The organism is Allobosea sp. GW821-FHT03A12 (assembly GCF_058986765.1).
Genome location: NZ_JBYSVZ010000015.1, coordinates 19,813 through 31,862, shown reverse-complemented (window position 1 = coordinate 31,862; position 12,050 = coordinate 19,813). Strand labels below are relative to the sequence as shown.

The window sequence follows — 12,050 nt, the reverse complement described above, 5'->3', positions numbered from 1 at the left end:
GCGACCGCGCTCGGCCTGACCTACTCGGCGGCGATCGGCGAACGCTCCAGAGACCACGCCCTCAAGGGCAGGGTTGAGATGAGGTTCTGATACGGGGGCAGCCGCCTCCTCTGGGTGGGCCTTGCCCCTGCCCTCCGACGCCGCTCGGACGCAAACAAAGTCTCAAGCCTCTCGCGGGCGTCATCCAACAAAAAAGCCGGCCCAAAGGCCGGCTTTTCAACGTTCTGGAAGCGTGGCTCAGTTCTTGCGGACGACCGGGCGGACCGGGATCGTCTCGGCCGGGTTGTCCCAGCGATAGGTCAGACCGGCGGAGACCACGTGAATATAGGGCTCGGCCTCGGCGGTGTAGGACACCGCCCGCAGCGCAGGATTGAACACCTGCTGCGGATTGTTGCCGGTATAGTTCACCTTGGCCTTGTTGACGTGGATATAGGTGTAGCCGACGTCGAGTTTCAGCTTCTCGGTGAGCTGGTAGCTCAGACCGGCGCTGAGCCACAGCCGATCGTTGTCCGAGATGAAGATCTGGCGATTGTCGTCGTTGACCGCCGAGAGCTCGTAAGCGACACCGGCGCGCAGCGTCAGGTCGCGATTGTACTTGTACTCGACGCCGCCCGAGAAGAACCAGCTGTCGTCATACTGGAAGTTCAGGCTGGTGACAGGGATGCCGCCGGCGCGGGTCACGACCGGGATGTTGCGGAAGCGGCTCCAATTCGTCCACTCCACGCCGAGATGGGCTTGCCACTGGTCGTTGATGACCTGCGAGACACCGAACACGACCGAGTCAGGCAGGTTCAGATTAGCCTTGACCGGGATGTAGCCAGTCGCCGCGCTCCGCAGGCTGCCTTCCAGCTCCTGCCGGATCGAGGAGCGATAGGCCAAGCCGATCGTCGTGCCCTCGAACGGCGTCAGCGTGGCGCCGAAACGATAGCCGAGATCGATCGTGTCGCCCTGGATGATGATCGGCCTCGCGGCGGCAGTGACGCCGTCGGCCTGTTTCAGGCTGGCCTTGAAATACTGGATCTGCAGCGCCGCGCCGATCGAGAGCCAGTCGTTGACCTTGTAGCCGATCGTCGGGGAGACGTTGATCGTCTGCACTCGCGCAGACCGCCCGAAAACCTGCGCCGCATTGACCTGGTTGTCGGGCTTCGAACGCAGGCCGAACGGCGCGCCCGTGGTGAGACCGATCCAGAACCGGTCGGTCAGCTGCCAGGCGGAATAGGACGCCGGGATGAAGGCGCCGTCGCCGCCGATATTGCCGGTGCCGAGGATGCTGCCGCCGGCGGCCTGGATCGGAACCGTGGCCCCGGCGGGCGTGCGCACCGTGGTCGCCGAGGTCGGCTGATAGTCGCCATTGGCGTAGAGATAGGTGAAGTTCCACTGGCTGTTGCGGCCGGGGAACATGGTGATCGTCGCCGGGTTCCAGGCCATCGAGCCCATGCCGATGCCGCCCGCCGCTGCGCCCGCATAGGCCATGCCGAGACCTTCGGCGCTCTGGCCCGACCGGATTGCGAAGGAGCTCGCCGAAGCCGCGCCGGCCGCCAGCAGCGCCGAAAGCGAGACGGTGGCGGCGGTGGTGAGTTTCAGAAGGCTCTTCATCGCGGCGTCTTCCCCAAGCTGAGGTTCTTGTTGTGGCGATTTGCGGCGAAGCAGGCCGCGGAATCTGTCATCACCATGCCGCCTGCCGGTTTCCGCCGCAATCCCGCCTTGATCGCCGCCAAATCGCCTTGCTGCCCCTGCTTTCCGCATCGGCAGGGCCAAAAACGTGCAAAAATCCGGCGTTTCGCGTGTCCCGCGGCAAAGCCAGCGACCGAAAAGATGGTTTAGATGCGAACTATTGCTGATTTTGCCATTGTGCGTCGCAACATGGGCTTCGTCGACGGCTCCGGATCATGCGCGCTTTCATGAGAAGCGTTGCATAAGCGCCACAATTCCCGGCGCGCCCGCAAGCATGGCATGCGTCGCGGCGGGCTTGCATCGCAGGGGCAGTCCGCCCAGGATCGCGGCGACCTTCGGTCTTGTCTTACACACCCTGTTTGAAACGATTGAAAAGGGGGAAACGACGTGAAACTGGTTCGTTACGGCGCATTTGGTCAGGAGAAGCCCGGCCTCATCGACTCCGCCGGCAAGCTGCGCGACCTCTCCGCGCATGTCTCCGACCTCGCCGGCGCGGCGCTGAAGTCCGCCTCGCTCGCCAAGCTGAAGGCGCTGTCCCCCGAATCACTGCCGCTGGTCGACGGCTCGCCGCGCATCGGCGCCTGCGTCGGCGATGTCCGCAACTTCATCGCCGTCGGTCTCAACTTCGCCGACCATGCCGCAGAAACCGGTGCGCCGATCCCGGCCGAGCCGATCCTGTTCAACAAGGCCCCGAACTGCATCGTCGGCCCCAATGACGACGTGATCATCCCGAAAGGCTCGAAGAAGACCGACTGGGAGGTCGAGCTCGCCATCGTAATCGGCGACGGCGGCTCCTATATCGCCGAGAAGGATGCGATGGCCGCGATCGCCGGCTTCTGCGTCTGCAACGACGTCTCCGAGCGCGAATTCCAGATCGAGCGCGGCGGGCAATGGGCCAAGGGCAAGGGCTGCCCGACCTTCGGCCCGCTCGGCCCCTGGCTGGTGACGCCGGACGAGATCGCCGACGTGCAAAATCTCGGCATGTGGCTCGAGGTCGACGGCGAGCGCGTCCAGAACGGCTCGACCAAGACGATGATCTTCGGCGCCGCCTATCTCGTCCACTATATCAGCCAGTTCATGCAGCTCGATCCGGGCGACGTCATCACCACCGGCACGCCGCCCGGCGTCGGCCTCGGCTTCAAGCCGCCGCGCTTCCTCAAGGGCGGCGAGACGGTGGCGCTCGGCATCGAAGGCCTCGGCACCCAGAAGCAGCTGTTCAAGCCTTACGCGGGCTGAAACGGCAGCGGCCGGCCCGCTTTCGAGGCGAGCCGGCCACGATCTCGAACGATATCGAGACATCGAAGGAAAAAGCGCTGCCGGGGCTGTTCGACCTCACCCCGGCAGCGCTGCAGCGTGCCCTGGCACAGCCGCTTCAGTCCCCGATACGCCCGTTCGGGCGCGGAAACCTGATCACTTGCGCCGATGCCGGCCTCGGCATGCTGGCCGCCGAGGCGACAGGCGCCCCATCGCCCCGAACGGACGTTTCGCGCCCATCCTGGACCAGTTGCTCGATGTTCACCGCGGCGCGCTCGCGTTCGAGCCTTCGCCGACTGCGCGCGAGGCGCACGCCCAACGTATCGAATCCCGGCATCGAATCGCCCCCGCTCTCCTGCCGCCTCATCCAGCTATGATCGCAAGCAGACATGGCCGCATCCCCCATTTGGGGGGTGCAGCCACTGTTTCGTCGCGAACCGGGACCGGGAGTCGGTGCGGATCCGGGTATTGGTATCAGCCCTCCGGCAGGCCGAGCATCAGCCGAATGTTCTGCACGGCAGCGCCAGAGGCTCCCTTGCCGAGATTGTCGAGCCGGGCGACGAGCACGGCCTGGCCGAGATCGGCATTGCCGAAGACGCGCAGTTCGAGCTTGTTGGTGTCGTTCAGCGCTTCAGGCTCAAGCTTGCCGCTCGCATCCGCCGGCAGGACGCTGACATAGGTCGAGCCGGCATAGCGCTCGGCCAGCGCCGCTTCGAGATCGGCCGGCTTGGGCTTGCCGGGCAGCGTGTCGAGATGCAGCGGCACCGAGACCAGCATGCCCTGCCGGAAATTGCCGACCGAGGGCACGAAAATCGGCCGCCGCTCCAGCCGCGAATAGACCTGCAGCTCGGGCAGGTGCTTGTGCTTGAGGCCGAGACCATAGAGCTCGAAATCGGGCGCGGTGCCGGCCTCGTAGGCCTCGATCATGCTCTTGCCGCCGCCGGAATAGCCGGAGACCGCATTGACGGTGATCGGATGATCCGTCGGCAGCAGACCGGCATCGACGAGCGGGCGCAGCAGCGCGATGCCGCCGGTCGGATAGCAGCCGGGGTTGGCGACGCGGTTGGCGTTGGCGACCTTCTGGGCAAAGCCCGGCTCCAGCTCGGCGAAGCCATAGGTCCAGTCCGCTGCGACGCGATGGGCGGTCGAGGCGTCGACGATCTTGGGAGCGTCGCTGCCGAGTTCGTCGGCGAGCGCGACGGATTCCTTCGCTGCATCGTCGGGCAGGCAAAGCACGACGAGATCGACATCGGCCATCATCGCCTTGCGAGCGGCAGGATCCTTGCGCTTGTCGGGATCGATACTCTTGACCACGATCTCCGGCACATCGGCGAGGCGCTCGCGGATGCCGAGCCCGGTGGTGCCGGCTTCGCCGTCGATGAAGATGGATTTCAGGTTCTGGCTCATCGGACCCTCGCAAGGCGTCTGGTGGAAGCGGGCGGAACTGGTTGGCTGGCTTTGGAACTTGGCCTTGTCGCAAAACCGGACATCAGTTTTGCGACGGGCATAAAAAAACCGCGCTCTGGGCGCGGTCGCGGGCGTTCGGGCTAGAAGCCGAGCGTCATCGCGGGCGCGCCAGGGCGGCCTGTTCGGTGCGACGTCGGGTCGGGTTCATGGTCATGCGGCGCTATATGTTCCCTGACCGTCTGCCTGTCAATCGGCGCTGCGTACCAGCGACGCCAGCCGGCCTTCGATCAGAAGCAATGCCTCCTCGACCGACAGAACGGCCGTGTCGACGATCAGCCTGTCGCTCGTCCAGGGCTCGTAGGCGTGAGCCTCCACCGAGGCCCAGTCCGGAACCACAAACCCCGCGATATCGGCAGTCCGCTGCTCTACTCTGCGGCGATGCTCCGCCCTGTCGGAACAGACAACTTCAATGTCGAGATGCCTCGTGGCCGAGACATCGGCGAGCTTGCGCCAGGCCAGCCGGCTCTCGGATACCGGGTTCACGCAATCGGCCACGACCGTCATGCCGAGCGAAAGGTTTCCGCCCGCGATCGCCTGAGCGACGGCATAACCCGCCGAGCCGATCTCGCTGTCCGGCAAAGTGCTGCGAAGCACATGCTCGATGCTGTCGATACGCAGATAAGTCGCCGATCGCCTCGTCGCGAGTTGGCGGGCAAGCGTCGTCTTGCCACTGCCAGGAAATCCACTGAAGACGATCAGCACGGATGCCTCCGGTCGACGGGGTTGATTTGCCCAGAGTTTCGAACCGGTTGAGGCATATTCTTGTCAGAATGATTCAAGCGCCTCGCGACCCGATTCAACCCGCCTTCTTCAGTGCCAACGCTTGGAGATAATGCTGCGCCACCGCCGCTCCGGCGATCGCGGTCGCGTCGGCATGGTCATAGGGCGGCGAGACCTCGACGATGTCCATGCCGCGGAAATCGAGATCGCGGATCGCCCAGACCAGGCGCAGCGCGTCTGCCGAAGAGAAGCCACCAGAGACGGGTGTGCCCGTGCCGGGCGCGAAGGCTGGATCGAGTGCATCGATGTCGAAGGTGAGATAGGCCGGCCCCTGCCCGACCCGCTCCCTGATCCGCGCCGCGATGCCTTCTACGCCGAGGCCATGCGCTTCATAGGCGTCGAGCACCTCGATGCCGCAATCGCGCGGCGCGACTGTGCGGATGCCGACCTGGATCGAACGATCCGTGTCGATCAGCCCCTCGCGCACCGCTTCGAGCACGAAGGTGCCGTGGCTGATCGCGCCGACGCCGTCATCCCAGGTATCCTGATGCGCGTCGAACTGGACGATGGCGAGCTTGCCATGGCGGGCGACATGGGCGCGCAGCAGCGGCAAGGTGATGAAATGGTCGCCGCCGAGGGTGACGAGCTGGGCGCCGGTGGCGATGATCGCCGCGGCCTCGCTCTCGATCGCCCGAGCGCAGCCCTGCAGGTCGCTGCGCGGCAGCAGGCAGTCGCCATAGTCGACCACGGCGAGTGTCTCGAACGGGTCGATGCGCGAGGGATATTGCGCATCGCCATCGAAGATCGCGCTGACGCGTCGCATGGCCTGCGGCCCGAAGCGGGTCCCGGGCCGGTTCGAGACGGCAAGGTCGAAGGGCACGCCCCAGACCACGGCATCGCAGCCGGCGACGTCCTTGCTGTAGCGGCGGCGCATGAAGGAGAGCGCGCCGGCATAGGTCGGGTCATGGGCCGGACCCTTGCGGTCGCCGGTGAAGGCGTGGTCGATCGGCGGGTTCTGCTTGGGTTCGGTCATCTCGACAATCCGTAGGAAATCAGCGCCGGCCGTTGAGCCAGACATAGAGGCACCAGGGCAGGATCAAGGCGAGCCCGGTCAGGACGAGCCGCAGCATCGTCCAGGTGACCGGGTATTGCAGTGCCCTGCCGTCGAGCTCCGGCACGCCATGGATCAGGCCGAGCGCGAAGGCCGGAGCCAGGAACACGATCAGCGCGTTGACGATCCGCCGGCCGCGCGGCAGGTCGCTACGCGCCAGCGCGAGCAGGGCCGGCACCGCGACCATGCCGAAGGCGATCAGGACGAGCAGGACGCGCATGGTGGCTTCCGGTTGAACAGGGCGGCAGCCGATTTAGCACGCCGGGGCCGCGGCTCCAGCCGTCTGCGGCTGTTCCCGCAGCCGTTTCTGTCGTTTGAGCGCCCGGAGTGACTTATCGCCCGCCACCGACCCGGATGATCGAGCCGACCATGTAGGACGCGGCCTCGGAGAGCGCGAACAGCACGGCTTCGGCGATCTCCTCCGGCTCGGCGACGCGCCGAAGCGGGATCGTCGGCGCGATGCGGTCGACGCGGCCGGCATCGCCGGTCGAAAGCGCGTGGATATCGGTCTGGGTCATGCCCGGCGACACCGCATTGACGCGGATGCCGGCCGGCGCCAGTTCGATCGCCAGGCCGATGGTCATGGAATCGACCGCCGCTTTCGAGGCGGCGTACCAGACATATTCGTTGGGCGAGCCGAGCCCGGCGGCGATCGAGGAGATGTTGACGATGGCACGGTTCTTCGCGCCATCGTTGGCGAGCAGGGCCTGGGCCGCCTCGCGCGCCACCAGGATCGCGCCGGTGACGTTGAGGTCGATGCAGGCGCGGATGACCTGCGGGTCCGACTTGGCGAGCGGGCTGCTCTTGCCGGTGATGGCGGCGTTGTTGACCACCGCGGTCAGCGGGCCGAGCGCCGCCTTGGCCTCGGCGAAGACGCGGATGATGTCGGAGAGGTTCGCCATGTCGCCCTGGATCGCGACCGCCCTCGCCCCTGCCCGGCCGCAGGAGGCGACGACATCGGCCGCCGCCTGCGCATTGCCCTGGTAGTTGACGGCGACGTCATAGCCGCGCTCGGCGGCGAAGCGGCAGATCGCGGCGCCGATGCCGCGGCTGCCGCCGGTGACCAGGAGGACGGGACGGTCGGACATGCGGACGGCTTTCCTGTGACTTCAATTGGAATGGATGGCGGCCGGACTCAGGTGCTGCTGGCGATCGCCTCGATCTTCTCCAGCCCGCCGAGCTTTGGCGCGAAGGAGGCCCAGACCTTGCGCGCGCCGGCCTCCCAGCCCGGACGATCCTCCGGCTGCACGACCTTGCCGCCCTCGGCCTTCGCCTTGGCCATCGAGGCGTCCTCATCGGCGATGATGAGCTCGTCGAAATAGCCCGCCCCTTCCGCAGTTGCAGCCGTGAAGGCCGCCTTGTCCTCGGCCGAGAGGCCCTTCCAGAAGGACGCGGATACGGCAACGACGCCGGTGGCCCAGATATGGCCGGTCTCGATCAGATAGGGCACGACCTCGTGCAGCTTGAAGCCGACATAGGCCGATTTGGTCAGGTCCATGCAGTCGACCACCCCGGTCTTCAGCGCGTTGTAGGTCTCAGGGATCGGGATCGGCGTCGGATAGGCGCCAAGGCCCGACCAGAGCTCGGTGTGCAGCGGGCTCTGGATGACGCGGATGCGCTTGCCCTTGACACTTGCCGGCGTGGTCAGCGGCTCCTTGGCGAGGAGATGGCGGGCGCCGTAATTGATGAAGCCGAGCACGACGAAGCCCTGCGCCTCATATTTGCGCTTGAGCTCCTCGCCGAGCGGGCCTGCCAGGACGCGCTTCAGATGCGCCCGGTCGCGGAACAGGAAGGGCAGATCGAGGAGTTGGCCGTCCGGCACCCAGGACGATAGAGCCGAGATCGTGAACAGCGAAGCCTGGACCGAGCCGAGCCGCAGGCCCTCCGCGACCTCCTTCTCGCCGCCGAGCGCGGCATTGGGCACGACACGCAGGTCGAAGCGGCCAGGCGCGCTGGTGTTGAGCTTTTCGGTGACCCGGCGCCAGATCCTCGTCTCCGGCTTGTCCTCGCCGAGCAAGGACGCGACCGTGACCGGCCGGCCGGCGGCAAAGGCGCGGCCTGAGAGGATGGCCGGTGCTGCGATCGTTGCGGCAGCGAAGGCGCGGCGGGTCAAAGCCATCGGAACAACTCCTTGATGGAGACAGGTAGCGACGGCCAGGCCGCCACCGCAAGACAGAGGACGAAGAGCGCCACGAGCAGGCTCGCCAGCAGAGGCAGCACCGCGCGAAAGACCGCGGCCGGCGAGAGCCGCATGATGCCGCTCACGACGAAGACGAGGATCCCGAGCGGCGGCGTCAGCCCATGGATCATCAGGTTGACCACCAGCACGACGCCGAACTGGATCGGATCGAGCCCAGCCGCAATCGCCGCCGGCAACAGCAGCGGCGCCAGCAAGAGGATCGCCGCGCCGATGTCGAGGAACAGGCCGGCGATCAGCAGGACGAGGTTGGAGAGCAGCATCACCGCAAGCGGGCCGCCGCCCAGCGCCGTGACCAGCCCGGCCATCTGCTCGGAGACGCGGTCGACCGCGAGCAGGAAGGCGAAGGGCGCCGACGCCCCGATCAGCAAGCCGACCGCTGCCGCCTCTCCTGCCGCCTTGCGCAGGGAGGCGAGCACAGTCGCGCCGTTAAGGCTGCGCAGCAACAGGCAGGCAACGAGCGCATAGGCGACGGCGAGCGCCGAAGCCTCGGTCACCGTGACCACGCCGAAGCGAATGCCGACCACGACGACGATGCCGAGCCCGATCGCCGGCAGCGCGCCAACGAAGGACCGCGCCCGCTCGGCACCGCTGGCACGAGGTGCAGAATCGACGACGCCGCGCACGCTGAAATGGATGCCGATGGCAAGCGCCGCCGTCAGCAACGCGCCGGCGACGAAGCCGCCGACCAGCAGCGAGCCGACCGAGAGATTGGTCGCGGCGGCCAGGATCAGAAAGGCGATCGAGGGCGGGATGATGTTGTCGAGCATCGAGACGCCGGCGACGATCGCAGCGGCGTTGGCCGGCGGATAGCCGCGCGCCACCAGAGCCGGCGCCATCACCTTGGCACCGAAGGCGGCATTGGCGACCGAGGAGCCGGAGGCACCCGAAAACAACACGCTCGCGACCAAGGCGGTCTGCGCCAGCCCGGCCCGGAAATGCCCGACCAGGGCGGCAGCGAAGCGTACCAGCCGTTCGGCGAGGCCACCCGCGGTCAGCAACTCGCCGGCGAGCAGGAAGAAGGGGATCGCCAGCAGCAGGAATTTCGAGACGCCCGCCACCGTGTTCTGGACGATGGCCGGTTCCGGCAGCAGGCCGCCGAAGGCGCCCGAGAGCGAGACGCCGGCGATGAGCGCGAAGGGCAGCGGCGCGCCGAGCAGGAGCCCCGCCCCGGCGGCGAGTCCCGCAACCAGGCTCGGAGTCGTGACGAAAAAGCCGGTCGCGCTGTTGGCGAGCCCGTAGAGGCCCACCCCGAGCAGTAGAGCGACCAGCGCCGCCGGCCAGGATTGCGTCAGCGCCGCCCGCCAGAACACGACGAGCAGCGTCAGCCCGCCGCCGATCGCGAAGGTCGCGAAGCGCAGGCTCTCGGGCAAGCCGAGTACGGTCGAGGTGCCGCCGACCAAAGCCGCGACGCTGGCGCCGCCGAGCGCCAGCACCAGCGCGCCGTGGACGGCGATCGCCTCGGCCAGGATGGCGGCGATGCGCCGTGCCGAGACGGGGAGCAGGTTGACGACGACATCGAGCCGCATGGCGAGCGCGCTCGTCGCCGCGAGCGGTGCGCCGACCGCGACCAGCGCGACATTGAGCCAGATCGCGAGCTCGTCCGACCAGACGAGCCCGTCCCTGAGCAGATAGCGCCGCGCCACTGCGGTCATCACCACGAGGAAAAGCACGGCGAGGATCGCCGCGCCCAGCCATTCGAGCATTGCGACGAGCACGGCCAGCCCGCGCTCACCGATCAGACGAGCGGAGGATCGGGGCGGCGCAGCAGCCATGGCAGCGCCCGGCACCAATTCAGCGCAGCGGCGAGAAATGCGTCGGCCGCAGGATCCGGCTGCGCATCTCGAGGACATAAGGGGCTGCCTTGGCGCGGAAGACCTGCCAGCGCGGATCGGCTTCCATGGCGGCGCGGCGGCGCTCGCGATCGCCTGCATCCTCGAAGCGCCACATGTGCACGACTTCGTTGACGACGCCACTATCGGTGGTGAACCAACCGATCAGATGGCCGAGATGGGAGATCTGCAGCTCCATCCCCTCAGCGACATAGAGGTCGAGATAGTCGCGCACATGCGCGGGCTTGATGGCGTAGGTACGCTCGTCGAGGATCATCGCTCAGCCGCTCCCTCCTAGATCATCGCGCGTCCAAACGGACGCGATAACGATGATCGCATCGGATTTTTCCGGAAAGTGGGTTCCACTTTTCGGTCCGATGCAATGCGAAGCCGCAGAGCGGCCGAGCGACCAGATAGCCGTCTTCGCGGCAAAGCCCAACCGGTACGGCTCCGGCCAAGCTTGCAATCGGCGCATGACGGCCGTCTTTCACGGCGAGCAACGAAGAGGCTTCGCGCGGGCCCCGCGTCGCGGAGAAGAATGAACTGCGAACCGGCGCCCCCAGAGCAACATCTTGCTTTTTGAGGCGGCCGGGACGCTTAGCCGCCATGCAGATAAAGATCGGCCCTGGCATCGCCGCGATAGCCGGGTTCTGCCAGCACGAACCCGGCCTGCCGCAGCAGATGCACCGAGGCGGCGTTGTCCGGGTCGACCGTCGCCCGCATCGGAGAGATGCGGCGCTCGCCGGCGAAGGCGACGAGGCCGGCGAGCAATTCCCTGCCCAGCCCCCTGCCCCAGCTGGCACGGCGGAGGCCGTAGATCACCTCCTCAGTGCCGTCGCCCGGCCGGGCGAAGCCGGCCCAGCCGATCAAGTCGCCGCCGGCGCGCTCGACAACGGCGCCGGTGCCATAGCCGAAGCGTTCGAGATTTGCCGCCGAGCGCTCGACCCAGAGCGCCGCGACGTCGGGGGCAAGCGGCCGCCCGTCGTCGACGAAGCGATGGACCTGCGGGTCGGCGAAGAGCGCGACGAGCAAGGGCGCATCGGCAGCCGCGAAAGGCCGCACGACGAGGCGCGCTGTCACGAGCTGGGACTGATGGATCATGCGCCCGACCGAATAATCCGGCGCGGCTGGAATCCGGCAGGAGCGAAACCCACGATCGCGGCAGCCGATAACAAGCCTGAAAGCCCGCGGCTATTCCTCGTCAGAACGATAGGATCGTTCTGCACGATACGGACGCTGCCCGGCCTGACGCTCATAACGCCGGTCGCGGTCGCGATCCTGCGTCATGACGCAGTTGGCGTAAGCGTCGGTGCCGCGCTGGAAGCCATAGGCGTCGCAGCGCGAGCGGTCCTCGACGATCGGGTCCGGCGTGCTCGCGCAAGCACTGAGCGCCAGGGTGAGAGCAGATGCAGCGATGATCCTCATGGAGCGAGGATGGAAGCGCCGCATGGCCGCTTTGGGGCGACAATCCGGCGGCGATGCGGAGAGAGCTGCGCCGGCTCAGGGCGTCAGCCTTCGGCAGCCTCGGTCGCGCTTTCGAGAATCCTGACAGTCTCTTCCAGGCTTTCCTTCACGCCGAGCTGGAAGTCCTTGCGGAAGGCGATGATCGTGTCGGGCGGCTGGCCCTTGAAGGTATAGACCACGCTGACCTGGTCGGGATTGACATAGAGGGGCTTGCCGTCAGTAGGCGAGGTGAACTTGCAGAGTTTTGGCATGGGGTTCCCTCCGGAACAGTCCGAACGATTCAATTCCCATAGCCTAGCAAAAGGACAGGCCCCGCCACAGCCGTGGCGGG

At 66.9% G+C, this 12,050-nt stretch carries 13 protein-coding genes; 1 reads left to right on the top strand and 12 read right to left on the bottom strand.

From position 1 onward, the window contains the following. Positions 1 to 237: 237 nt before the first annotated feature. Complete coding sequence (locus AC3WLC_RS31505; RefSeq protein ID WP_493687839.1) at positions 238 to 1,596, bottom strand: OmpP1/FadL family transporter; 1,359 nt, start codon at positions 1,594 to 1,596, stop codon at positions 238 to 240. 465 nt (positions 1,597 to 2,061) lie between these two features. On the opposite strand from AC3WLC_RS31505, the gene AC3WLC_RS31500 reads away from it, so the two are divergent. After that, positions 2,062 to 2,910 carry a fumarylacetoacetate hydrolase family protein gene (locus AC3WLC_RS31500; protein ID WP_493687838.1) on the top strand — a complete coding sequence of 283 codons (849 nt, stop codon included), beginning with the start codon at positions 2,062 to 2,064 and terminating at the stop codon, positions 2,908 to 2,910. Between the two features lie 492 nt (positions 2,911 to 3,402). On the opposite strand, the gene argC is transcribed toward AC3WLC_RS31500, so the two are convergent. From argC to AC3WLC_RS31445, 11 genes are all read right to left on the bottom strand, one after another. Further along, a complete protein-coding gene (argC, locus tag AC3WLC_RS31495) occupies positions 3,403 to 4,335 on the bottom strand; it encodes an N-acetyl-gamma-glutamyl-phosphate reductase (protein WP_493687837.1) in 933 nt (310 codons plus the stop codon). 246 nt (positions 4,336 to 4,581) lie between these two features. Then, complete coding sequence (locus tag AC3WLC_RS31490; RefSeq protein WP_493687836.1) at positions 4,582 to 5,097, bottom strand: P-loop nucleotide/nucleoside kinase family protein; 516 nt, start codon at positions 5,095 to 5,097, stop codon at positions 4,582 to 4,584. A gap of 94 nt (positions 5,098 to 5,191) precedes the next feature. Then, positions 5,192 to 6,148, bottom strand: a complete 957-nt coding sequence (speB, locus tag AC3WLC_RS31485) for an agmatinase (RefSeq protein ID WP_493687835.1) — start codon at positions 6,146 to 6,148, stop codon at positions 5,192 to 5,194. Positions 6,149 to 6,167: 19 nt separating this feature from the next. After that, positions 6,168 to 6,446, bottom strand: a complete 279-nt coding sequence (locus AC3WLC_RS31480; protein ID WP_493687834.1) for a hypothetical protein — start codon at positions 6,444 to 6,446, stop codon at positions 6,168 to 6,170. A 112-nt stretch (positions 6,447 to 6,558) separates the two neighbouring features. Continuing rightward, a complete protein-coding gene (locus AC3WLC_RS31475; protein WP_493687833.1) occupies positions 6,559 to 7,314 on the bottom strand; it encodes an SDR family oxidoreductase in 756 nt (251 codons plus the stop codon). Positions 7,315 to 7,361: 47 nt separating this feature from the next. Beyond that, positions 7,362 to 8,345, bottom strand: coding sequence for a TRAP transporter substrate-binding protein (locus tag AC3WLC_RS31470; RefSeq protein WP_493687832.1), 984 nt, complete (start codon positions 8,343 to 8,345; stop codon positions 7,362 to 7,364). Continuing rightward, complete coding sequence (locus AC3WLC_RS31465; RefSeq protein ID WP_493687831.1) at positions 8,336 to 10,198, bottom strand: TRAP transporter large permease; 1,863 nt, start codon at positions 10,196 to 10,198, stop codon at positions 8,336 to 8,338. The genes AC3WLC_RS31470 and AC3WLC_RS31465 overlap by 10 nt, the downstream gene beginning before the upstream one ends. A 19-nt stretch (positions 10,199 to 10,217) precedes the next feature. Beyond that, positions 10,218 to 10,532: an NIPSNAP family protein gene (locus AC3WLC_RS31460; protein ID WP_092157056.1), complete on the bottom strand. Its 315-nt coding sequence runs from the start codon at positions 10,530 to 10,532 to the stop codon at positions 10,218 to 10,220. Between the two features lie 320 nt (positions 10,533 to 10,852). Continuing rightward, on the bottom strand, positions 10,853 to 11,356 hold the full coding sequence (locus AC3WLC_RS31455; protein ID WP_493687830.1) for a GNAT family N-acetyltransferase: 504 nt from the start codon (positions 11,354 to 11,356) through the stop codon (positions 10,853 to 10,855). A 90-nt stretch (positions 11,357 to 11,446) separates the two neighbouring features. Next, a complete protein-coding gene (locus AC3WLC_RS31450; RefSeq protein WP_493687829.1) occupies positions 11,447 to 11,704 on the bottom strand; it encodes a hypothetical protein in 258 nt (85 codons plus the stop codon). Between the two features lie 59 nt (positions 11,705 to 11,763). Continuing rightward, the gene (locus tag AC3WLC_RS31445; protein WP_493687828.1) at positions 11,764 to 11,970 is read right to left on the bottom strand and encodes a hypothetical protein; all 207 of its coding nucleotides are present in this window, start codon (positions 11,968 to 11,970) and stop codon (positions 11,764 to 11,766) included. Positions 11,971 to 12,050 lie beyond the last annotated feature (80 nt).